Source organism: Streptomyces sp. NPDC000348, assembly GCF_042898795.1.
In the GTDB taxonomy this organism is placed as follows: domain Bacteria; phylum Actinomycetota; class Actinomycetes; order Streptomycetales; family Streptomycetaceae; genus Streptomyces.
The window spans coordinates 98,732-124,427 of sequence record NZ_JBIAZD010000015.1 but is presented as its reverse complement, the minus strand read 5'-3'; the positions used below and the strand labels follow the sequence as shown (position 1 = coordinate 124,427).

General features: G+C 74.7%; 3 protein-coding genes. All 3 read left to right on the top strand.

What is annotated here, in order from left to right; genetic code table 11:
• The 3 genes from ACFY3N_RS26595 to ACFY3N_RS26585 are packed head-to-tail and all read left to right on the top strand — an operon-like array spanning window position 1 to window position 25,696.
• Entirely contained in the window at window positions 1-348 is a 348-nt protein-coding gene (locus tag ACFY3N_RS26595) for a hypothetical protein (RefSeq protein ID WP_390819254.1), read from the top strand.
• The gene (locus tag ACFY3N_RS26590; protein WP_390819253.1) at window positions 349-25,128 is read left to right on the top strand and encodes a lonely Cys domain-containing protein; all 24,780 of its coding nucleotides are present in this window, start codon (window positions 349-351) and stop codon (window positions 25,126-25,128) included.
• A complete protein-coding gene (locus ACFY3N_RS26585) occupies window positions 25,112-25,696 on the top strand; it encodes a type VII secretion system-associated protein (protein ID WP_390819252.1) in 585 nt (194 codons plus the stop codon). Before ACFY3N_RS26590 ends, ACFY3N_RS26585 begins: the two co-directional genes overlap by 17 nt.

The following is a 25,696-nucleotide window of genomic DNA, read 5'->3' as shown; positions in this document are numbered from 1 at the left end:
ATGGCCGGCAACTACTCCGCCGACATCCAGGCGATCCTGCAGGGTTCCAGGCACCTCGCCGACGCCGTGCGCTACGGCGACGAGATGCTGCCCCGGTTCGAGACCGGCTGCGCCGCGTACGCGGGCTGGTGGGGCGAGGAGGGCGGCGACGACGAGTTCGCCAACGCGGTCGGCGAGCAGGTCCGGCGCGAACAGCAGCAGGTGGCGGACACGGTCCTGGCCATCACCAGCGGGTTCATGGCGCTGGTCGACGCGTTCGCCCCGGTGGCCGACCACGTGCAGCGGCCGCAGACCCAGGCGGTGGAGGACATCGAGGCGCACGGCTCGGAGAGCGAGAACAGGCGCTGAATGGCCATCATGTTCCCGCCCGGCCTGCGGGAGTTCATCGAGGTCTGGGTGGGCGCGAACGTCGCCACCGGCAATGAGGACCTGGGCTTCGACAGCCGTAACCCCTACAAGCGGCTGGCCGACGACGTCAGGGACCTCTCCGACGCGATGAAGGGAGCGATCTCCACCGCCGGGAGCTCGCTCCCGCCGCGGATCGCCCGCGAGTTCGTCGCCGCGATGAAGCTCTTCGTCGACGACAACGGCCAGAACCACCTGCAGAAGTTCTCCGACGAACTCCGGGAGCTGAGCGCCCAGCAGGTCAATCGCTCCATCAAGCTGTCCGAGGCGAAGTACCAGATCCTCATCGAGTTCATCCTGATGAACATCGAACTGGCTCTGATCGCCGCGCTGGCCGTCTTCACCGGCGGTACGTCGCTCACCGAGATCGCCATCCAGAAGGCGCGCACCGCGCTCACCATCCTGCTGATCCTCCAGCGGCTGGGACGCGCCATCCCCACGCCGCTGTCGGTGCTGCTGGAGGCGATCCAGGAGGCGTTCGTCACCTTCGCCTCGCAGCTGATCTCCATGACCGCGCCGGACGACCCGGAGCGCCGGCGTACCCGGTTCGACTGGAAGGACATCGGCCAGTCGGCGGTGGCCGGCGCGTTGGCGGGACTCTTCGGGGGCATCTTCGGCGAGGTCGCCGGGAAGTTCATCAACAAGTACTTCAAGAACAACAACTTCTGGAAGGAAGCCTCCGAGCTCCCGTTCAGCTTCATCAACGAAGGACAGGCGGAGACCTTCGCCGAGGCCTTCACCGGCCTGATCTTCCTGGGCACGTTCACCCTCAACCCCGGCACGTTCCTGAGCGCCGGCCTCAGCGGCCTGGTCTTCGAGGCGGCCTCCACCGGCGCGGAGTTCGGCGGAAAGTTCGTCTACAAGAATTACTTCCAGGACACCGGCTTCGGCTCCGGCGAGGTCAACGACCTGCCGGGCGGCGGCAGTCGGTACGGTGGCAGGAGCGGGAGCGAGAACCGGTACGACCACACGTACGACGACCACACGTACGACGACACCACGTACGACGACACCACGTACGACGGCGGCACGTACCGGGACACCTACGGAGACACGTCCGGCGGCACGTACAGCGACCCGTACGCGGGCGCCGGTACGTACCGGGACACGTACGGCGACGACTCCGACTCCTACGTCAGCGACATCGACGACAACGCGTCGGTCTTCAGCGACACCAGTGACGTCTCGTCCGTCTCCTCCCTCTCGACCCTCCCTGACCCCGACACGGCGCAGGGCGTCGGCAACGACGTCGACGCGTACGGACTCCCGGGGACGACGGGCACGGTCAAGCCGTCGTACTCACCCCTGCCGTCGAACGCGTACGACGACGCCTACCGGGACGCCCTCGTGGACGACCCGGACACCGACATCGTCTTCTCCGCCCTCAACCCGTCGGCGACCGGGAACCCGGGGACCGACCGGTCCGCCGGCACGGACGGCACGCTGCCGGTGGACAGGCCCGCCACCGTCGGCTCCTCCGTCCCGGAACCGCTTCCGAACCGGACGGCCGGCGGCGACCTCGCACCGGACGGGACCGAACGACAGCGGTCGACGGGCGACGACACGACCCGGTCCACCTCCGACGAGCGGCAGCAGCCGGACCCGCAGGCACCCCTGGCGACCCCCACCGCACCCACTCCGTCGAGCACCTCGTCGAGCACCCCGTCGACCACCACGTCCCCGGGTCACGCCTCGCCGAACGCCACCCCGCAGCCACGGCCCCAGACCGCACCGTCCGGCGACCCGGCGGTCACCGCCGAGCGGTCCAACCCGAACCCGGACATGAACCCGGACCCGGATGCGGACACGGACACCCCGGACGGCGTCCGCACCCCCGCGCCCGAGGAGTCCGAGCAGTCCCGCCCGGCCTCCCCGGCGCCGAAGACCGAGACCCGGACCACGCCCGACGGCCCGCAGCCCTACCGGCCCGTGCGGACCGAGTCCGAGGAACTGCCGGCCACCACCGGCTCCACGGTGGAATCCGCCCCGGCCGTCTCCCGCGAGACGCCGCCCGCCCAGCCCGTCACCGTCGACGAGACACCGCTCAGCTCCCGGGCCCCGGCCGACCTCCCGACCGGGGAGTCCTCCGGGCCCGGTTCCCCGGACTCGATCGACATGATCATGGACTGGGAGGACGACGCGGACGACTCCGGGTCCGAGCCGGACCCGGACACCGAGGCGCTGTACGACCGGCTGCTGACGGACGTGTTCGGTCCCACGATCGGGACGAACCCCGTCCACCCCGCCCTCCGCGACGCCCTGACGCACCTCGACCAGCTCCGGCAGGCCGATCCCGCCCTGCGGAACGCCCCGCTCGACCTGGACGACCTGACCCGCCGGGTGCTGCTCCTGGACACCGCCGCCCCGGTGACCGACGCCCAGCGCGGCGAGCTGTTCCGGGTGGCGATGGATCCGGCGGTGGAGTCGGCGGGCAGTCTGGCTGCCCTGGCCGCCTTCCACCTGGAGCTCCGCGGCGCACTCTCCTCCACCCACGCGCTGACCGCCGACGACGGCGGCGTCTGGGGCCGCAACTGGACGAACGCCACGATCCCCGACCTCGACCTCACCGAGGTGGGGAAGGTCGCCCGGCAGCCCGACGGCACCCTGGGGCGCGGCGACGTCCAGCCCGCGCCCTGGCACCGGCCCGGTGACCCGAAGCCGTACGTGGTGATGGCGGAGGGCGACCACCAGCGGATCGTCGTACGCGGCTACGACGGCGCCCCGCGCCAGGTGCCCCTCGACGTGTTCGCCGAACTGCTGGCCCGCGATCCCCGGCTGGCCGGACTGCCCCCGGGCACCCCCGTGGTGCTGCTCGTCCCCGACGCCGGCGCCCGCGGCCTGGAGCTGCCGCGCCAGGCCGCGGACCGGATCGGCAGGGACGTCTGGTCGGCCAACGGCACCGTGAAGGTGTCCCCGCAGCGGGACCCGTCCCAGCCGTACGTGGTCTCCCTGCTGTTCGGGGACGGGCTGCCGCGCGCCGACTGGATCCGCAGCACCCCCGGCCAGGTGCTGGACCCGGCGGAGCGCGAGAACGCGCCGGACTGGGAGCGCGAGACGCGGTCGCACAGCGTCGTCGGCGACGGGGGCACCACCATCGGCAGGGGCGTGTTCGAGGACTCCGAGGCCCCGCGCCGGATCGCGGCGCTGCGGCTCGCGACGGAGTCCTCGGAGCTGTGGCACTACGACCCGGCCACCGGGGAGTCGGTCAAGGACGACCAGCCCGTTCCGTTCGCCGGCAAGCCCGTGTACGTCTTCGGCGCCCACGCCCGGCCCGGGGCGACCCGGGTGCCGACCACGACGGACCCGAGGCACCACACCCGGCAGCGGGAGACCGGCGGGATGCTCAAGCGGCGTCCGAGCCTGGCGCGGCTCCCCCAGGACCACGCCGTGCTGATGGAGGCGTGCTCCAGCGCGAAGCCGCCGGGTGTGGTCCGCACCCGCAGGGGCATCGACGACACCTTCGTCCCCGACCCCCTGGCGGTCGTCAGCGAGAGCCAGCACGTCGCCAACGAGACCGGCCGCACGGCGTACGGCGGCACCCACATGGTCAGCTTCGCGACGCTGCCGGACGGGACGTTCGTCCACCGCCTCTACACGGACTCGCGGGGGCGGCGCGGCGCGTGGGTGGAGCACCGGCCGGAACCCACCGGCGCCCTGCTCGACGACCGTGCCCGCGCGGCGGGCCTGCACACCGATCCGGCGCGGCCGGTGTCCGACGAGACCCGGGAACGGACGCTGCGGCTGGTCCGCGCCCTGCGGCTGGCCCTCGGCGCGGCGATCGAGGACGACAGCCGGTACGGCGACCTCCTCGCCGGTGCCGGCGCGCTGGAGACCATGCGGGCGGCCGACCCGGTCCTGCGCGACCTCGGCCCGTTCTCCATGGACCTGTTCGAACGCGCCGCCCACGCGAACCGGCAGGGCGGCCAGGACGCCGACGCCTACCGCGACCTTCTCACCCGGGCCCTCGACACCGTACGCAGGCAACCGGACACCACGCTCTCCGACTTCGTCCCCCTGCCCCACGTCACCGCCGCCGCGCAGCGGCTGGGCGGTCTCCCGGAGCGGGACCTGGACGCCGAGGCCGCTCGCGTCCTGCGGCTCGACGGCGGCCCGGCGGCCGTCGGCGACCCCGAACGGGCCCGGCTGTTCTGGGCGACGGTCAAGGCCCTGGAGTGGGAGAGCCGGACCCCCGACCCGGACGCCCTCACCGGCCGGATCCTGCACCTGGACCAGCCGGACCCGTCCCGGCGCCCCGACCTGCTCGACCTGGTCGCCCAGGCGGCGGCCGTCGGCGTCGACGTGGACGACCCGGTCGAACTGGGCGCCTTCCACCTGGAGACGCTCGGCGCCCTTTCGTCCGCGACCCAGCTCCGCGACGCGGGCGGCGCGCCGGTCGGCCGCCACTGGGCGCAGGCCCCGCCGAACGCGACCATGGCGACCGACCGCGTCGTCGTCGCCGCCCCGAAGCCGGGCGGCGGCTACCAGCCCGTGAGCCAGGAACGGCCGCCGTGGAGCGCGCCGGGCGGCCCCTCCGCCTACACGGTGTGGGCCGGAGGCGGCCGGGACCACCTGCTCATGCACCTGCCCGGGGGCTTCCGCGCCCGGGTGCCGTACGAGGAGGTCGCCGAGCTGCTGGCGCGCGACCCGGTGCTGAACACCCGCCCGATGGACGGCACGGACATCGTCCTGGCGGTCTCGAAGGCGGCCCCCACCGCCGGCCCGTCCACCGGCCCGTCCACCGGTACCTCCACCGGCCCCACCGCCGGCCCGTCCACCGGCCCCACCCCGGCCCCCGATCCCCGCGCCGTCGTCAGCGCCGGCACCGGGCGGGCCGTATGGGCCTCGCAGGGCAACGTGGCCCTGGCCGGCACCGGGCCGGGCCGGCCGTACGTTCCCACCCTGCTCCCCACCGCGCCGGGCCGTCCGGTGGCCGCCGACTGGTCGGCCGTCCGTCCCGGCGACCCCGCCGCGCCGGGCGCCCGTGTCCCGACCGGCGGCACCGGAGTGGACGACGTCACGTTCGCGGACCGGGACGGGGACGCGACCGGGGGCCGGCGCGACTCGGGGACGGCCGAGAGCCTGGACGTACCGCTGCCGGACCGCCTCGACGACGACCTGTTCGGGGGCCCCGCCGGGACCGGCCCGCTGCCGGCCGCCGAGGAGGCCCGGTACCGGGAGCTGCTGGCGGACCTCTACGGCCCCGGCATCCTGTCGGACCCCCGGTACCCCGTCCTCCGCGACGGCTTCGCACGTCTGGACCGGCTCCGTCCGGCCGACCCCCTGTTCGGCCCCACCCCGTTCGACCTGGACCAGGTGGCCCGCACGGTGCTGCTCCTGGACCACTCCGCCCCGGTGAGCGACGCGCAGCTCAGCGAGCTGGTGCAACTGGCGACGGACCCGGCGGCGGAGTCGGCCGCCGGCCTCGCCGCCCTGACCGCGCTCCACCTCCGGCGCCAGGGCGTGCTGTCACCCACCCACGCCATGACCACCGGCCTCGACGGGCGCCCCCGCGGCCGCGACTGGACCACCGCCCACCTCCCCGACCTGGACCTCACGAAGACCGGCAGGACGGTGCTCCGGTCCGACGGCGGCCCGGACCGCTCCGACGTGGACACCGCGCCCTGGCACCGCCCCGGCGGGCCGGAGCCGTACGTCGTGCGGGCGGACGGCGATCACGAGCACATCGTCGTACGCGGCTACGACGGCGCCCCGCGCCAGGTGCCGCTCGACGTCTTCGCCGAACTGCTCGCCCTCGACCCGGAGCTGGCCGGGCTCCCCGCGGACGTTCCCGTGGTGCTGCTCGTCCCCGGCGCCGGCGCCCGCGGCCTGGAGCTGCCGCGCCGGGCCGCGGACCGGGTCGGCAGGGACGTGTGGTCGGCCGACGGCGGCGTGGACGTGACCGCGCAGCAGGATCCGTCCCTCCCGCACGTCGTGTCCCTGCGCGGCGGCCGGGGCAGGCCGCGGACCGACTGGATCCGCAGCACCCCCGGACAGGTGCTCGGCCCCGAGGAGACCGCGAACGCCCCGCTCTGGGAGCAGTGGACGCTCTCCCGCACCATCGTCACGGACCGGGGACCGATCGGCCGGGGCGTCTTCCGGGACACCGAACGCGTGCGGGTGCTCGAGGACATCCGGCACGCGACGACGGCGACGGACCTCTACCACCACAACCCGGTCTCCGGGGAGTGGACCAGGGACGACCGGCCCGTACCGTTCGCCGGCAAACCCGTGTACGTCTTCGCCGCGCACGGCCTGCCGGGCGAGACCCACGTACCGACCGCGTCGAACCCGGACCACCGCACCCGGCAGGAGCGGACCGGCGGGATGCTCAAGCGGCGTCCGAGCCTGGCGCGGCTCCCCAAGGACCACGCCGTCGTGATGGAGGCGTGCTTCAGCGCGGCCCCGCCGGGCCTGCTCCGCACCCGCCGGGGCGCCCACGAGCTGTTCGCCCCCGACCCGCTGGGCTCCGTCAGCGAGAGCCAGCACGCCGCCAACGAGACCGGGCGCACCGTGTACGGCGGCACCCACGTGCTCGGCTTCGCCCGGCGGGACGGCAAGGTCGTCCACCAGATGCACACGGATGCGCGGGGGCGGCGCGGCACGTGGGTGGAGCACCGGCCGGAACCCGCGGGCGCCCTGCTCGACGACCGCGCCCGCGCGGCGGGCCTGCACACCGACCCGGTGGGGCCGGCCCCCCAGGCCGTCCGCGACCGGACGCTGCGGCTGGTGCGCGCGCTGCGTCTGACGTTCGGCGTGGCCATCGAGGACGACAGCCGCTACGGCGAACTCCTCCGGGGCATCGGCACCCTGGAGGCCATGCGGCACGCCGACCCGGTGCTGCGCGACGCCGTGCCGTTCAGCCTGGACCTGTTCGAGCGCGCGGCCCGCGAGATCCGCGCGACGGAGCACGCCGACGTGGACGGCGAGCCGGGACCCGACGCCTACCGGGACCTGCTGGCCAGAGCCGAGGACGCCGCGCGCCTGCGTCCGGGCGCCGTGCTCACCGACTTCGTGACCCTGCCGCACGTGACCACCGTGGCCGAAGGGCTGGCCGGCCTTCCGGAGCAGGACGTGAACGACGAGGCCGCCCACGTCCTGGGGCTGGACCCGGACCGGGTGGTCATCGGGGCGCCCGAGCGGGCCCGGCTGTTCTGGGCGACGGTCAAGGCCCTGGAGTGGGAGAGCCGGACCCCCGACCCGGTCGCCCTCACCGGCAGGGTGCTGCACCTGGACCGGCCGGACCCGTCCCGGGTGTCCGAACTCCTCGACCTGGTGGCGCGGGCGGCGGCGGTCGGCGTGGACCTGGACAACCCGACCGAACTGGCCGCGTTCCACCTGGAACTGCTGGGAGCCCTCTCCCCGGACACCCTGCTGTCCGACGACAAGGGGGTCCCGGCCGGCCGCCGTTGGGCGCGGGGCCCGGCCGCCGCGCGGGTGGACGTCGACAGCGCCCTCGTCATGGCGGCGACACCGGACGGCGGCCACCGCCCCATGCGCCACGCGAAGATGCCGTGGACCACCGGCGCCACCGGACCCACGCCGTACCTGGTGTGGGGCGAGACCGGCCCGGACCACCTGACCATGGACCTGCCCGGCGGACTCCGCGTCCGGGTGCCGTACGAGGAGGTCGCCGAGCTGCTGGCGCGGGACCCGGGGCTGAACGACCGCCCGCGGGACGCCGACATCGTCCTCGCCGCCTCGTCCACGGCGCCCGTGGTGCGGCCGGCGCCGCGGCACACCGACGTCCTCAGCACCGGGACCGGCCGCGGCGTGTGGACCTCACCTGGTGCGGTGGACCTGTCCGCGCAGAGCGACCCGTCGAGGCCGCACGTCCTCGCCCTGCTCCCCCTCGCGGACGGCGGGCGGCAGTCGGCCCGGGACTGGTCGGTCGTCCGGTCGGCCCCCCAGCCCTCGACGGGCACACCGGACACCACCCTCGCGGCCGGACCCACGAACACGACCACGAACACGACCGCGACCACGAACCCGATCACGCCCGCCCCCGTCGTCACGCCGTCCACCGGCCCCGTCTCCACGGCGGCGCCCGTCACGACCCTCACCACGACCACGGCGGCGCCCGTCACGGCCCCCACCACGCCCCCGCACGCCCCGCGCCTCGACCGCGCCATGACGCCCCCGCCGAGGCGCCGCGACCCGGCCCGGTTCGCGGACGGCCGGCAGATGCCCCGGTACGTCGACGACCTCCCGTCGCTGCTGCCGCCCCACCTGACCCCCGCCGAACTCGAACAACTCCTCGCCAATCCGAGCACGTTCGGCCAGAGCACGGTCGTCCTGCGCGGCTACGAAGAGGCCCTGGACACCATCGGCCGCGAACTGGGGAGCCGGCCCGACGCCCGGCCCGCGGACGACGCACGGCTGCTGGACGACATCCGGCGGACGCTCCGGGACAAACCGAAGACGCTGGCGGACGGCCAGGGGCGCCCGTTCCCGTACGTCAACGCGGACGGGAAGACCCGCGTCCTGTGGGTCAGGGCGCGCCACCACGGCAACTGGGCCCCGTTCGACGACGGCATCGGCGACTCGACGAAGATCGACAGCATGCACCGGGCGGCCGCGACCTTCGGGCTGACCAAGAACATGCAGGCCAACTCCCAGTACGGCCTCGGCGGACCGATCGGCCCGGCGGGCACCGCGGCGTTCGGCGGCTTCGGCCGACTCGCCCTGCGGTTCGGCTTCATCAACAAGGTCGGCTACACCCTGACCGACCAGCGCATGAACCAGATGGAGACCCGCACGCTGGACAAGTCCCGGTCGTACCTGGACGACATCCACTACGAGATACGCGTCACCGACACCGCGGGACGGGTCGTCACCGGCACCGACACCGACCCGGCCGCGCCCGCCCGGTTCGGCTTCGGCATCCGCAAGGGCCTCCTGGTCCGCCTGCCCGACAGCGTGACGAAGACCCCGAAGCCGGGCCGGATCCCCCGGTCGATCACCCTGGACCGCAACTCCCAGTACCGCTTCGTCCGCATCGAGGGGTTCGGCCCCGTCGCGGCGATCCGCGACTGGGCCGCCGCACAGATCGGAGTCCTCCCCGGCAGCTCGGCCTACACCGAGCTGGACGTCTTCTTCTCCGGCGACAGCTTCCAGCGGCACGGCGGCACGATGGCGCGCGGCCGCATCACCACCCCGCCGCTGTTCGCCGACGACAAGAAGAAGTCACCGCTGGGCGTCTTCGTGGTGGAGGAACTGATCCCGCAGGCGGCGGTGCTCGTCGGCGAGACCGACCAGGCCGAGATGCGGGACCTCAACATCTCGACGGTCCGCAGCGAACGGAGCCGGGCGCAGGGCAGGAGCCTGCTGCTGCAGGCCGTCGCCGGACCCGCCTTCAACTTCCACGACCCCGGCACGGCCCCCTTCGACCTGCGGCTCCAGTTCGGACCGACCCTCCAGGCCTCGTTCGCGAAGACCTGGTCGGCCGGACTCGGCGGGGCCGGCACCCTCACGTCGGCCGGACACGTCAAGGGCCCCAGGACCGCCCTCTACCTGGTCGTGAAGTCGGTGCGGGTGCGGCGCTCCGGTGACACCGCGCCACCGGCACGCTTCCTCACCTGGAGCCTGGACCGGATGACCAGCTCCGAGGCACGGCGGCTGGCCGGATGGGACGACGGGAGCACACTGGCCCTGCGCAACGGCGTCGCCCCGCCGTTCGTCCCCGCCTATCTGACCGTGGACCGCCCGCGCACCCTGGGCATGCACCGGGTCAAGGAGTTCACCTTCGACGACGGTCTGCGCACCCGTGTCGCACCGGACGCGGCGGACGGCGTCGGCCGCACCCTGCTCGACGCGTTCGCCGACAACCTGGTGGACGCCATCGCGAGCCTGCGCCAGGGACTGGTGGTGCCCCTCGACCAGCTGCTTCCGCCGAACCTGCCGAAGGGCTGGCGCACCCGCTTGGGCGAGCTGCTCGGGCGTGAGCCCGACCGGGTGCTCCAGGCCGTTCAGAGCCTGCCCATGCCGCCCCGGTGGACCGATCCCGTCAAGTACCGGACCGCGCTCCAGAACACCCTCCAGATCCTCGGCGTGCTGTCCCAGCAGAACGTCACCGCGAACCTGGAGGCGCTGACCACGGTCGGCCTGCCGATCCGGCTCACCGACCCCGACTCCGTCGGCCAGACCTACTACACCGTCCGGGCGTACGGGACGCTGACCGGACGACGGTACGAGGGCAAGGACGTCGACGAGGGCATGCGCTTCGGCGTCCAGGGCGCCGACCGGATCGACGGCCAGGCCGGCGCGAAACGCGGCCTGGACCTGGGCTTCGAGGGCACGTTCTCGGGCCGCGACAACGACCGGGACAGCGCCGGCCTGCCGCAGAACACGCTCGGGCTGACCCTGGGTCTGCGCCGGGGATGGCAGTGGGAGACGGAGACCTCCTTCGGCTCGACGGTCACCAACGAGCTGATGTCGGTGACCAGCCAGCCCACCCACCTGTACCGCTACGACCTCTCCCTCACCGCGACCATGAGCGGCTACTGGCGGCCCCGCGGCCTGATCCGCGGCCTCGGCCTCGGCCTGCCGGGACTGCTGGTCCTGGACGAGCCGCTCAACGTGCTCTTCGGCCGAACGCCGACGGGCCTCCTGGCGGGCGGCGGCCCGATGACCGGAAAGGTGCTCCTCGGCGTCCCCGTCCTGCACACCCCCGAAGCGGACCCGCACGCGGACGGGGCGCTCAACCCCTATCTGTCCGACGAACCCGCCCCTACGGCCATGAACACCGAGCGGGCCCTCGCCCTGGCCAAGGGCGATCTCGTCCTGCCCTCCGGCGGGGGCCGGCCCGCCGGACGGCTCGGCGACCGCGGGCCACGGCAGTCCAAGGAGTTCCAGCAGCACTCGTTCGTGATCGTGAACGTGGTGCTGTCACCCACGCTGGCCGCGGAGGTGGACCGGGTCCTGAAGGAGGCGTCGGGCAGCGCCTGGCACTTGGTCAAGGAGGGCGCGCCCACCCGGGACGCGATCGTCCGCACCTTCACCCCCCAGTACCTCACGGCGAGCTTCGACCAGAGTTCGGGACCGCTGGGCCTGGTGGGCAGCGGCCTGCTTGGCAAGGGGCCGTACGGCGAGCTGTGGGGCACCTTCCGGTACGCCACGGCGGTCGGGAACCTGCGCGTCCTCACCCCGTCGGTGCCCATGGACACCGAGACGACGCTCGGCGGCTCCCGGCAGGGGGCGGGCAAGACCAGCGACAGCAGGAGCCTCGTCTTCGGCGGCCAGTTCGTCTACTCCACACCCCAGCACCGGGGCCAGGGCGTCATGGGCGCGTACGGCTTCGCCGCCAACCCCCTCTCGAGGTCCCACACGCGCAGCGTCAACGTCGTACGCACGGTCGTGGCGGACCTGAACCGCAAGGGTTTCACCCACCACGTGCTGGTGGCCGGCGACGTGCACCACTGGTTCGCGCTGTTCTCCAGCCGGCTGGGCACCGGCCGGATCGGAACGGCCGCGGCGGCCAGTGCCCACGTACCGGGCGCACTCGCCGGAGCGGCGGGGACGGAGCTGACGATCCCCGGCGGTCTGCTCGCGCACCTGCCGGAGAAGAGCGCGCACCGGATGGGGCTGCTCGACGACGGCATGGGAGAGGTCCCCCGCTACACGCGCCAGGTCTGGGCGCCGCAGCCCTGGCTGGGGCGTGCCGCCTTCGGCACCCACGCGGTCAACGCGCTGGACCCCACCGACGTGCTGCTCGCGCTCGACCGGCGGCTCGGGGAGCTGGGGCTCGACCAGGCGAGCCGGGAGCGGATCCGGCAGCTGGTGACGGGCCGCGCCACGCGGGCCCTGAAGGGGGAGATGACCACCACCGCCCCGTCGACGACGGTCACCGCCGGGGGCTGGGGCTGGGGCAGCGTGCGGATCGGCAGCCGGCAGGTGCGGGCACGCGTCGAGCTGATCGCCGGGACACCCGTGTTCGACGGACTCGACCACAGCGTGGAGCTGGAGGAGAACCGGCGGGCCACCGAGACCGCCCAGCAGAACTCGGAGTCCGCCTCCGGCGCGGACGTGGGCTTCCTGACCAGCCAGCTGGTGTACACCGACAACGCGCAGGTGGTGGCCGCCGGACCGACGTACGCCGAGAGCGGCTCCCACCGCAAGACGGTCGCGTCGAGCCACACGGTCACCACCGTCACCATCTACCGGGCGGCGTCCACCGAGCCGCACGCGGAGGTCGTCACCCCGTACCGGATGCGGATCACCCTGGAGGCCGACGACACCCCCCACACCGGCGCACCGGCCGAGGAGGAGTCGACGGAGGGGGAGGCCACGGCCCTCGACCGCTTCCGGGGACGGCTGCGCATCGTCGAGGAGGACGACGTCGGCGAGCTGCGCGAGCAGGTGCCGCTCAGCCTGATGGAGCCGGTGCCGTCGGAGGCGGACACGGCGGACGGCACCGGCACGTCCGGAGCCCGGCTGCTGCCCGCGCCCGATCCGGCGGCCGACCCCGTCCTGTCCGCCCCGCCCCGGCCGGTGCCGCTTCCCGAAGTGGGCGAGGAACTGACGGTCCGGTACGGAGACGGCGTCACACGGCCGTTCGTCTTCCCCGACAACGGCATGCACCCACGCGGCATCATCGGCATCGAGAACATCCGCGCCGCGGGCGACCTCCTCCTGACGAAGGCGTACGACACCGGCTTCTCGCTGAGCGCCCTGGAGGCCGAGGACGGTCCCGACGCCGACGCCCTCACCGAACTCCTCCGCACGACGAGGAAGACCGGCCTGACCCGGCTGGGCACCGGTTCGGCGCAGGCCATGGAGGACGGCATCAGCGACATGGCGGTCACGTCGTTCTTCCCGCGCACCACCGAACCGGACGGCTACGAGGTGGTGGGACTGACCGAGAAGTCCCTCATGGGCACCGACATCGGACGGCTCACCCTGCGCTCGGCGCCCGACTTCAGCCGCGCGCTGCTGCTGACGGTCGCCGACGGCAAGAAACTGGAGGTGCTCAGACAGTACGGGGAGAACGCGGGCACGTCGTCGGCCGGCGAGCACACTCAGTCCGGCGGTCTCGGCGGCGCCTTCCTGTACAACTCTCCCGACCAGGTGGGCCTCAACCAGATCGGAGCCTCCGGACCCGGCCCCAACGACCTCGACGGCGACGGCATGCCGGTCGGGGACGACCATCTGTCCTCGCGCAACCTCAAGCCCAAGACGGACCGGTCCTTCCTCTTCGCCGTCCCGGCCACCTGGACCGGCGTCGGCGACGTGCACCGCACCATCGTGGACTCGAGGCTCGCCAACCGCATCCGGGGCGGCACCTTCGCCAAGGCCCGGTCGGGTCCACAGGCGATGAAGGCCGAGGCGTACGTCGTCACCTGGATCCGGGAGGACGTCGCCCGCGAACTGAGGCTCGTCACCGATGCGAACTTCCCCGAGCAGGTCGCCAAGGCATGGGACGCGGTCGGCAGCGCGAGCAAGGCGTGGGTCGACGCCGACAAGGCCTACTGGAAGAAGCGGCGCGCCTCCGGCGGGCTGCGCGCGGACCTTGACGCGGCCCGGACCGCCCTCGACGAGGCCACCGGGACCGCCCGCGCGGCGGAGCGCCCCGTCGACCTCGCCCGTCAGGGCGTCAAGGACGCGACCGACGCCCTGACACAGGCCGAGGCCGACGCACGCCGGGACCACGGCATCGCGGACGCGAACGTGGCCGCCGCGCAGGCCGAGGTCGACGCTTTCCCCGAGGACGAGTACGTCCAGGCCGAGCACGACGGCTGGGCGGACCTCCTGCGCGAGGAGCGGGACGCTGCCCTGACCCGCCTGGCCGAGGCGGCAGCGGACGCCGGGAAGCTGCGCAGGGCGGCCGATCTGCGGGTGGAGACCGCGCGCGCCGAGAAGGAGGCGGCCGACGCGCGGCTCGATGCGGCCCTGCTGTCCGCGAGGGCACCGGGCCGGGCTCTCGACGCCGCCACCGCCCGCCGGGACGCGGCACGCGCGGCCTTCGACACCCGACGGGCCGAGCTGGACGCGCTCAGGGCCGCGGCGGAGCGGGCCGCGGCGGAGTACCACCGGGTACGGTCCGGGGCGGACCAGCTCACCCGCTGGCACCGGCTCGCGGCCACCGCTCAGGGCCGCGAGGAGCTGGACGGTCTCGCCGAACCGCCGGCTGTGATATATCAGGCGCCGGCCAAGGCGCCCGCGGCCAAGCCCCCGGCCCCGCCCCGCTACACCAGGACCGGTACGGGACCGGACACCGTCCTCACGTCCCCCACGGACGAGACGTACACGCTGCACGACGTGCCGAGGGACGGTGAGGCCTTCTTCCGCGCGTTCGCCCAGGGCCTCGAACGCGCCGCCCCGGGGCTGCTGGCCGCGGAGGGCATCGACCTCGGCGATCCGCGGGCGATGGCCGGGCTGCGCCGGAGGATGGCCTCCTGGCTCACCGACCATGCCGACGAGGACCTGCTGGCCGCCGTCGCCCCGGACGACACCGACGCCTTCGGCGCGGAGGAGATCGCCGCGGCGAACCTGGACCTCGGGACGGACACACCCGCCCGCCGTGAGTTCGACGGCCTCGGCGGTCTGATCCCGCACGCCGTCGACCTGAGCCCCGCACAACGGGCCGGACTGGCGATCGCGCAGCTCCTCCGACGGGGCGACGCTCCGTCCGAGGCCGGCTGGAACCATGCCGCGGCGGACCTGCTTCCGCTGCTCGCCGCACGCACCTTCGGCGTGCGCGTCACGGTGGTCGGGAGCGACGGCGCCTTCCAGGACTTCACTCCCGGGGACCCGACGGGCAACCTCCAGGGACTCGTCGGAACACCCGCGCACTCCGGCGCACACGTGGTGCTGAGCCTCGACGACCGCCACTACCGACTGGCCCTGCCGACCGCCCAGACAACGCCGAAGGACGCGGGGGTGTTGCCGAAGGGCGTGGATCCGCTGCCGAAGGACGCGGGGGTGTTGCCGGAGGGCGTGGATCCGCTGCCGAAGGACGCGGGGGTGTTGCCGGAGGGCGTGGATCCGCTGCCGAAGGACGCGGGGGTGTTGCCGAAGGGCGTGGATCCGCTGCCGAAGGACGCGGGGGTGTTGCCGAAGGGCGTGGATCCGCTGCCGAAGGACGCGGGGCCGGAGTCCCGGCCACCGGACGTTCCGCCTCAGGGGGACGGCAAGAAGGGTGCCGAGCCGGAGAGCGGCAGCGGCCGGGCGAGGGGCCGCCGGGTGCCGGTGCCCGGCACGGGGGAGTGCCTGCTGTACTCCTTCATGGCCGGCGACCCCGTGCACATCCGTAGCCGTCTGGGCGGCCTCGCCGCCACCGACCGCGCCGCGTACGACTGGCTCGGGGACCCCGACGCCGTACGCGCCGAACTGCGTCACCAGGCCGCGGTCCGCGCCGGGACCGGCAAGGCACCGACCGGCCCTTCGCAGGCCGCGCTGTACGCCATGCGGTCCTACGTGGAGGACTACGTGGCCCGCAGCGGGGGGCGGCTGCATCCGCAGATCATCGGCCAGTTCCGGCAGACGGTCGCCGACGCCTTCGACGCACACGTCCGGGGAATGGACCGGGCCGGGATGCTCGCCCTCCTCGACCACCACGGCGTCCGGCACGTCCCCGTCCCCGAGGCCCTCGACCCCGCCGATCTGCTCAGGCGGTACGTCGACGCACGCATGGCGTCGCAGCCCGCCGGCCCGGCCGTCTCCCCGCAGGACGCCCGGGCCGTCATGGAGGCCGAGGCCGAGGACCTGAGCCCGCGCCAGATGTTCGAGCACCTCGATCGGCAGGGTCTGCTGCCGACCCCCGACGACCTCGACGACCACGCCCTGGGCCGCCTGCTCAGCACCGTCTACACGCAGAGCGCCGCACCGCTGGACGACACGGAACTGCTCACGCTCCTCGACGCCGTCGCCAACTGGGAGCAGCGCTGGGAGACACCGGCGGGGGAGGTCTTCCTGCCTCTCCTCGCGCACGCGTTCGACCTGCGGGTCGACGTGGTGCGGTCGCTCCCGTCGGGCGCCCGGCGGGTCAGCGGCGCGGGGCCCGACAACGCCACGCGGCAGACGGAGGTCTACTACAACGGCGTCAACCACTACGACGGCAGCGACGCCGGAGCCCGCGACCGGTTCGGCGACCCGGTCCTCCCGAAGCGGATCAAGGACGAGGAACGCGACCAGGACGGTGACGTACGGCTGAACCCCCTGTGGGTGCCGCTGGACGAGGTCGATCCGGACCTGCTGATCACCGGCAACCGGGACGCGGTATGGCTGTATACGGTCACCGATGACGGGCGGGTGATCCTGGGCACGGAGGACCTGAGCGGGATCATCACGCCGGAGCAGTTCGACGCGCTGCTGGCGGGGATGCGGGAGAAGGACCCCGATCTGACGGCGGAGTCGCTGCGCAGGACGCTGGACGGGCTGGGCCACACCGGCATCGCCGCCGGCTTCGTCGACGACGGCGGGGAGACGGCCGGCCGGACGCTGCCGGGCCGCAGCCGGGTGTCCGGCGAGTTCCGCTGGAGCCAGAAGCTGGGTTCCTGGGTGGTGAACGACAAGTCGGGCCGCTACATGAGCGAGTCGGTCCGGCCGGGTCTGGACGCCTCGGAGGCCGCCGACTGGCTGACCAACGTGGCGGCCCTGTTCAGCGAACGGCTGGGCGTCGTCGTCCGGACCGACCAGGTGAAGACCGCCGCGGCCGTCCCCGCACCGCCTCCGGCCCCGCCGAAGGAGCCCGCGCTGCCCCCGCCCCCGCCGTCGGCCCCCACCGCCGGCCCGGCCGGCCCCGGCGCCCCGGCCCCCCAGGGAGCGGACGGGCAGGGCACCCCGTACGGCGACGACACCGGCAAGCTGGACGTCGCCCGCCGGGTCGGCGCCGTGCTGCACGGCCTCGGCCATCCCGTGGTGCTGGCCGGAGCCGCCCGCGGCCGGGTGCAGTTCGGCCAGCCCCGGCCGCTGGGCGCCGTGGAGTTCCGGCTCTCCGCGGCCGCCCTGCCCGCCGCCGCCGGGATCCGCGGGGCGCTGGAGCGGGAGATGCCCGGAGCGTCGGTGCGGGTCCGGTCCGTCAGGGGCGGCGGCCGTGTGCTCGACCTGTCGGTGAACGGCGTCGACATCACGGTCACGGCGGTGGACCGGCCGGCCTCGGGCACGGTCACGGCCGACGGTTTCACCGTGCCCGCGCCCGCGGACTCCCTGGCCGACGCCGCCCTCGCCCTGGCCACCGGGACCGACCGGGAGCTGCGCGGACGCGACCTCCTCGACCTGCTGTGGGCGCTGCACCGCACCCCCGCCGACGGCCCCCGCACGCTCACGCCGGTCCTCGCGCGCGAGGACGCCTACCGCGCCGCGCGGCCCGCCGGCGCCGCCGGCTCCCTCGCCGTACGGCTCAGCGAACTGCTCGACTCCGCCGCCCGGGACCCCGACGCCCTCGCCCGCCACGAGGAGACCTGGCGCGCCCTCGGCGTCACCGACGCCGACCTGCCCGCGCTGCGCGCCGAGCTGACCGCGCTGGCCGACGGGCTGCGGGTCCGTCCGGAGGTGACCGCGGACCCGGTCCGGGCGCTCGCCGCCCGGCTGCCCGGCCTGTCCGCCGCCGACCGCGACGCGGCGCTGGCGGCGCTGTCGCCCGCGGACCGCGAGCGGCTGGCCGCCGACCCGGTGCTCGTGGACGCCCTGCGCGCCGGGCGCGACCCGGCCGAGTTCGCCTCGGTCGCGGCGCGCCTCATGACGCAGGTGCCCGACGGGGTCGAGCAGCCCGTCTCCGCCGGTGACCGGGCCCGCGCCCAGATCGCCCGGATGCTGCGGGACCCCGACGTCGCGGCGCGGCTGCTCAAGGGCGGTTCACGGGTCGTGGTGGTGCCCAGGGACAAGGCCCTGACCTCCCTGGACGCCTTCCGCTTCCTGCGGGGCGCCGCCACCGGCGACGGCCGCCCCTGGGACGACGTCCGCGGCGTCGGCACGCACACCGCGGCCGTCACCGAGGAGAACCTGCTCGGCGAGCGCACCACCGTCGGCACCGGCAAGTCCGCCTACCCCGACGGCTACTCGACCACCCTGCACGAATTCGCCCACACCATCCACCTGCACGGTCTGGACCCCGTCGACCGGCAGCGCATCACCAACGCCTTCCGCACCACCACCCGGGCCGGCGAGGCGGGCAACTGGCCCGACGGCCCCCTGTACAGCCGCGACGCCGACGGCCGCCGCAGCGCCCCCAACTACAGCAGCCGCGACGAGCGCGAGTTCTTCGCCCAGCTCACCAACGTCTACCTCATGGCCAACGGCGGCAACGACCCCTACACCGGGTTGCCCCGCGTCAACGCCGGCCCGGAGTGGGTGCGCACCCGCCAGCCCGCCCTGTACCCCCTGCTGCGCCGGCTGTACGGCGAGGGCCCCCGGCCGGAGCCCCGCCACCCGCGCAGCGTCGAACCGGCCCGTCCCCGCGGGACGCGTCCCGCGGACGTCAACCCCGTCGAGGCCACCGACGTGGAGAACGAGGCGCTGGCCCGGGCCCGTGCGCTGTGGGACGCCGCCGAGGGCGGACCGGGTGACGGCAGCGACTCCTACGTGGCCGTCCGCGCCCTGTGGGACGGCACCACCGGCGCGCACGCGCCGCAGCCGCACACCCCCGCGCCATTGCCATTGCCCACTCCGGCGCCGGAGACACGGTCCGCCGCCGCACCGCCGCCCACCGAGGGCGCGGTCCAGCAACGCCTTCAGGAACTCCGGGCGGTCGTCGACGCCACCTTCGGCTCCCAGCCGCTCACGCCGGAGCTGCGCAACGGGCTGTTCAACTCGCTGCGCGTGATCGAAGCGGCGCGCGTCGGGCACCCCCGCCTCGGCGCCGGCCTGGACCTCGAGGGCATCACCCGGATGCTGCTGCACCTGGCGCCGGACGCGCCGGTGGACGCGGCCCGGCACTACGACGCCCTCTCCCTCGCGAGCAGCGCCCACCGCCGGGGCCGGGCCGGCAGCCTGGAGGCCATCGCCGCCTACGGGCTGACCCGGCAGGGTTACGCGGAGCAGTCCCGGCTCAGCGGGGACGACGGCGCGCCGTACGGCAGGAACTGGAGCGGACGTCCCGGTATCCGCCTGCACCTGGACGTGGTCGCCGATCCCCGGGGCGTCCACCCCGCGCCCTGGGGGCCCGGCGCCTACGCGATGGTGGCCGAACGGAACGACGAGGGGGTGGTGCTGGCGAACGGAACACCGGTGTCGGACGAGGAGTTCGCCGAACTGGTGCTGCACGACCCGGAGCGGCGGCCGGGCGCGCCCGTGGTGCTCCTGATCGGGGAGGAGGACGGCCGCAACGAGGCCCTCGCCCGGGTGATCGCCGACCGCACCGGCGCCCGCGTCTGGTTCACCTACGGCGACCTGCGGCTGGAGACGGCTCCGTCCGGCCGCCGGGTGCCGGTCCTGGCCGCGCCGACCCCCGGGAGTGATCCGGTGGGGACCTGGATCCCCGCCGACCCCGGACTGGTCCCGGACGACCCGGCGGCCACCGTCAGGGCCGCGAACGGCATCGTCTTCCCCGACACCGACCTGCACTCGTACCCGCTGGTCACGGTCGACGGGCAGGCACTGACCGGGCGGGCGTTCCTCGACGCGCACGACATGGCGCTGCGGGAGGAGGCCCTGCGGGTGGTGTCCGCCATCCAGCACTACACCAACGAGGTGGACGGGCTGCCCGGCGTGTACCCCGCGCGGCAGGGCGGCCTGCTGCCCCTGCCGCGCGGCCTGGCCGGCTCCTACATCTTCGTCGGCCACGGCGACAGCGGACGCACCACCGTGCCCCGCCGCAGCACCCGCGCCAACCAAGCGGTCCACCCCCGGCAGCTGGGCCGGATGCTGGCACGGCGCAGGAGCATGCAGGCGCTGCCTCCCGAGGCGCCGGTGTGGCTGCTGATCTGCGAGATGTCCATGACGCGCGCCGACCAGGACCTGCTCGCCCACCCCTCCTCCGCCCAGTACGTCGCCAACGAGACCCGCCGCACCGTCTTCACCGTGGACCGGCAGATCTCGCCGACCGAGGCCGAGGGCGGTCTGCCGCCGCGCCTGGTCGTGGACGACGACCCCGACCGCCCCGTGGGCCACATCGAGGAATTCCGTCCCGAGCCCCGCAGCGCCGCCCTCGACGCGCTCGCCGACCTGGGCGGACTGCCCGCCCAGGTGCCGGGGCGCACCGAGCGCGCCCTGCACTGGGTGCGGGCCCTGCGGCAGACCCACGGGGTGCACATCGACTCCGACCCGGACCGCGAGGCGGAGTTCCACGAGCTGATCGAGGGCTTCGGCGCCCTCGAAGGGCTGCGGTTCCAGGCGGCCGGCAACGCCGACCCCGGCCCGCTCACCTGGGGCGGGCTCCGGCACATCGTCGGCCAGTACGCCGCCCGGCAGGGCTGGGACCGGTCCGTGACCGCCGGCTCCCTGGCCCACCTGCTGCACGCCGCGCGCACCGGCCGGCTGCGGCCCTCCGACGCCGAGGGACCCAACGCCCCCGCCGCGCCGCCCACCTCCACCGACGCCCCGGCCCCGACGGACACGGTGCCGCGGCCGGCCGGCCGGGAGGCGCTGTCGGACACCGTCCCCGAGGGTGATCCCGACCTCGACTCCGACCTCGACTCCGACCTCGACCTCGACTCCGACCTCGACCTCGACTCCGACCTCGACTCCGACCTCGACCTCGACTCCGACCTCGACGAGGCCGAGAGCGTGGCGGTGCCGGACGACGCCGGGCCCGCCGAGACCGCCCCGGCGCTCCCCCCGTCCGCGGCCCGGGTGGCCTTCGAGTACCGCCACCGGGACATCACCGATCCGGACGGGCGCCGCCGGCTCGCCGACCTGGCCGAGCAGATCGTGCTCCTTGGCCTGCGGGACCTCAGGGCCGGTCTCCGGCTCCCCACGATCACGGTCACCGGTTACAGCAACGGCCCGCGCTTCGCGCTGTCCGGCGGCGCGGTCGAGCACGCCGGGACGGTCGGCCGGCAGCGGGCGGAGGCCGTACGGGACTTCCTCCTCGACGAGATCCGGCGTCAACTGGAGCTCCACGAGCCGGCCGTGCGCAACGTCGCGGACGTACGCGGCCGCACGGTCCGGGCCGAGGACTTCCCGATCACCACGGAGAGCGGCGGCCGGGACATCGGCGCCGTCGGCCCGGTCGACGGCGCCACCGGGCGGGCGGCACGGCGGCAGGCGGTCGTCACCGTCGACCGCTCCCCCCTGTCGGAGGCCGCCGCCCGGCTGGCGGAACTGAGCCCGGACGACTTCGGTGAGCCGGACTACTTCACCGGCCCGGACCGGCTCGCCAGGAACCTCCTGCACCTCGACGACAACCCCGGGGACGACCCCGACTCGGACGACGACTCCGACAGCGGGTCGGACAGCGACTCGGACACCGCGTCCACGGACTCCGCCCCCGCACCCGTGCGCTTCGACGCCGACGACCTGTCGCACCGCGTCCGCCGGCTGTACGAGCTGGTGGACGCGGCGATGGCGGCCGGCCGGGCGACCAGTGCGGCCTCCCTGACCGCGTACCACCTGGGCCGGCAGGGCCTGCTCTCCGACGCCACCCGCCTGACCGCACCGGACGGCACCCCGCTGGGCCGGAACTGGACGGGCCGGCCCGCCCGGGACGTCGACGTCTCCTCGTACGACGTGGTCGACGGCGACGACCGGGACCCCCGGCCGTCCCCGTGGGCACGCCGGCCCGGCGCTCCCCTCCCGTACGTGATCGGCACGAAGGGCGGCGACCACACGAAGGTCGTGCTGGTCCTGCCGGACGGCAGCAGGCGGTGGCGGCTGTCGCCGGAGGAGTTCGCCGAACTGCTGGCGCAGGACGGGGAACTGGCGGACCGTGAGGAAGCCGCCGAGGTGGTGGTCGTGTCGCAGTACGCCGGCGCCATGGGGCTGGACCTGCCCCGCAGGGCCGCGGCCCGGGCGCGCAGGACGCTGTGGTCGCACAGCGGCGAGGTCGCCCTGAAGCCGGACCCCGACACCGGCCGGCACCGCATCGAGGTGACCGACGACCGGGGCCTCGGCGGCGAGCCGACGGACGACCCCGTGGACGACCCCGTGGACGACCCCGTCGACGACCTCGTGGACGAGCCCATGGGCGAGCCGATGGGCGAGTGGATCGCCAGCGGCCCCGACGACCTGGGGCCGGACGGGGGACGGCCGGAACCCGGGGAAGGCGTCCTGCGCACGGCCGACGGGAAGACCCTGAGGGACGCGGACGTCAAGTCGGTCACCCTCACCGACGAGGGCCGGCCCGTCGGCCGCGCGGTGGTCAGCGGCTCGGACCTGCTCCAGCGCGAGCCGTGGCTCCAGGATCTGATCCGGTCGACGGAGTGGTCCGTCTACGACCCGGTCACCGGTGAGCCGGTCGGCAGTCCCCGGCCGGTGCCGTGGCAGGGCCGGAAGCCCTACTTCTTCGTGGTCCACGGCGTTCCGGGACAGACCCTCATGGTCGAGCGGATGTTCCAGAACAACGTCCCGGTCCCGGGTTCGGAAACCGGCGGTTACCTCCGGCGGCGCCCGAGCGTGACCCGGCTGGACCGGGACACCCCCATCGTGTTCCTGTCCTGCTGGGGGAGCGGACCGGAAGGACACACCGAGTCCGCCCTGAAGCGGAGCACCCCGTTCGTCCCGGACCCGCTCGCCGTCCTGTCGGCGGCCCAGGGCGTCTCCAACGTGACCCGGCGCGAGGTCTACGCCCCCGACCGGCAGCACCTGAGCCGCTACACGAAGGGGAAGAGAGGGAGGCTGTACGACCACGGGATCGGCACCACACCGGCGAACGACCCGGTGGACATGGTGAAGCTGCGCCCCGAACCGACCCCGGACGAACTCGACGCCCTGGCCGCGCGGGCCGGCCTGGAGACCTCCCCCGACCTCACCCCGGCCATGGCCCGGGACACGGCGCTGCGCCTGGTCCGCGCCCTGCGGGCCACGTTCGGCGTCGACGTGGAGGACGACGAGGGCGTCCCGCCCGGCACGTACCACCGGCTGCTGCGCGGCATCGGCGCCCTGGAGGTCATGCGCCGCGCGGACGGGAACCTGCGGGAGCACGGCGAGCTGACGCTCGATCTGCTCGACCGGGTCACCCGCGCGCACCACGGCCCGACGACCGCCCCCGGTACCCGGCCCGCGCCGCCGGCCCCCGACGACGTACGGACGATGCTGGAAGCCGCCTCGGCGCGCCTGTCCGCCGATCCCGGTTCCGCGCTGTCCGGCTTCGTCGCCCTGCCCTCCGTGGACCGGGCCCGCGAACTGATCGCACGGCACGACCCGGACCGGTGGACCCGCCAGGTGCTGGGGCTGCGCGCGTCGGCGCCGGTCACCGCGGCCGACCGGCAGAACGCGTTGTGGGCCACGGTCAAGGCCGTGGAGGGCGTGGAGAACCACCCCGACCCCGACGCCCTGACGACGAAGGCGCTCCATCTGACCACCGGCGAGGATCCGCGGGACGAGACCCTGCGGACGGACCTGCTCCGGATGGCGGCCGCGGCGGCGGCCCTCGGCCGCGACGTCCACAACCCCACGGTCCTCGCCGCGTACGACCTCGAACGCCACGGCGCGCTGGACGCCCGCACCCTCATCACCTCCGTGAACGGCGCGAGCGCCGGCCGCAGTTGGACGGGGAAGCCCGCCCCGGGCCGCATGTGGGCGGACCGCTACGTGATCTCACCCGACGGCGGCCTGAACAACAGCCGCGGGGCCCTGGCGCCCTGGTACGGGAAGGATGCCGGGAAGGGCGCCCATCCCGGCGGGTACGTACTGGACCTGAGCGGCACCACCCCGGGACGGGCCGACATGCCCTGGCCGGACGGCACCACCCGCCCGGTGCCCTACGACGAGATCGCCGAACTGCTCTCCCACGACCCCGTCCTGGCGCGGCTCGACCAGGACGTCACGGTCGTGCCCGTCGGGGCGGGGGCGGACGGCACCGCCCTGGCCGAGGCGGTCGCGGCCCGGACGGGGGCCGCCCGGACCGTGTGGCTGCCGACGCGGCCGCTCCGGCTCCTCGACCGGCGGCCAGCGGTGGACGAGACCCTCCTCGTGATGACCTCGCCTCAGGACGACACGGGGGCGCACTGGTCGCGGACCCGTCCGCCCGAGATCGCGGTCCGGCCCTCCGGACCCGCCCCCGGCGTCGTCACGGCCGGCGACGACACCCCGCTCCAGGCGCCGCCGTCCGAGGAGGCCCGGCGCCGGTGGATCGCCGGCCGGGTGAGCGCGGAGGACCTGCCCGGCGATCCGCCGGGGTTCACCGGCGCCGAGCTCGTCACCCTGGCCGAACTGAGGGACGCGGGCATCGGGATCACTCCCGGGATGGACGTCGAGGCACAGCTCGGCGGAGGCGTCCGGGGCGGCGGACTGGCGCCGCTCGACCAGGTGCGGCTGCTGCTGGCCCGCCCCGGCCCGTGGCCGGACGCCCTCGACGCCGTCGCGGCCACGGTGTCGCGCCGGATCTGGCGCTCGGCGTTCACGGACTTCGAGGGCGCCACCCCGGACCCGGACGCCGCCCGGGCCTGGGAGACGGCCCTCGGGCTGCTCCTGCCGGGCGAACCGGACGCCGCGCTCGGGGACTGGCGGTACGCCGGGGAGGAGTTCCGCGACGCGGTGCGCCGGCTCGCCGTGCTGCTGGCGGCGGGAGGGACGGACCCCAGGTCGGCCGCGGGCCTCGCCGCACGGTTCCGGGAGATCCTCGGACTGCCGCCCCTGGGGACGGACACGAAGCAGGCGACGAGTGGAGCGACCGATGAACGAGGCGAGTGAACAGCGCGGACCGGCGACGATGCCCACACCCCCCGAAGACGTCGTCGCGGCCGCACTGCTCGCGCCGGAGCACTGGATCAGCATGATCGACCCCGGCTGGGACGGCGAGGGCGTGCCGCCCGACCGGGTCGTGGTCGGCCGCTGGCGCACCGGAGCGACCGGCGGGATCGAGGAGTGGGAGGACAACGAGGCGTACCGCCCCTCCCCGGAGGCGCTCGGCTGGCCCGAGCCCACCGACGACGTCGACGCGGCCCTCCAGCTCGCGGTCACCGGCTACGGGCCGGTCGAGGACGCCCTGCGCGCCCTGGCCACCGCCGAGGTGGCGGTGCTGACCCTGCCGGACGGAACCCCGGTGACCGCCGCCGTGGCGGACGGCAGGCCCGTGGTCCCGGTCTTCACCGCCCCGCCCCACCTGACCGCGGTGGGCGGCTTCGCCTCCGAACGCGTCACCGTCCCGGCCCTCCTGGACCGCCTCCCGCCCGGCCACGCGCTCTACGTCAACCCGGCCGGCCCCGCGGGCACCGTCCTGGAGCCCGACCGGCTCGCGGAGACGATCGCGGCCGGATAG

What these genes read in the sequence shown, in the direction of transcription:
- ACFY3N_RS26595 (WP_390819254.1), top strand. Translation starts at nt 1, where the DNA reads ATGGCCGGCAACTACTCCGCCGACATCCAGGCGATCCTGCAGGGTTCC.
- ACFY3N_RS26590 (WP_390819253.1), top strand. Translation starts at nt 349, where the DNA reads ATGGCCATCATGTTCCCGCCCGGCCTGCGGGAGTTCATCGAGGTCTGG.
- ACFY3N_RS26585 (WP_390819252.1), top strand. Translation starts at nt 25,112, where the DNA reads ATGAACGAGGCGAGTGAACAGCGCGGACCGGCGACGATGCCCACACCC.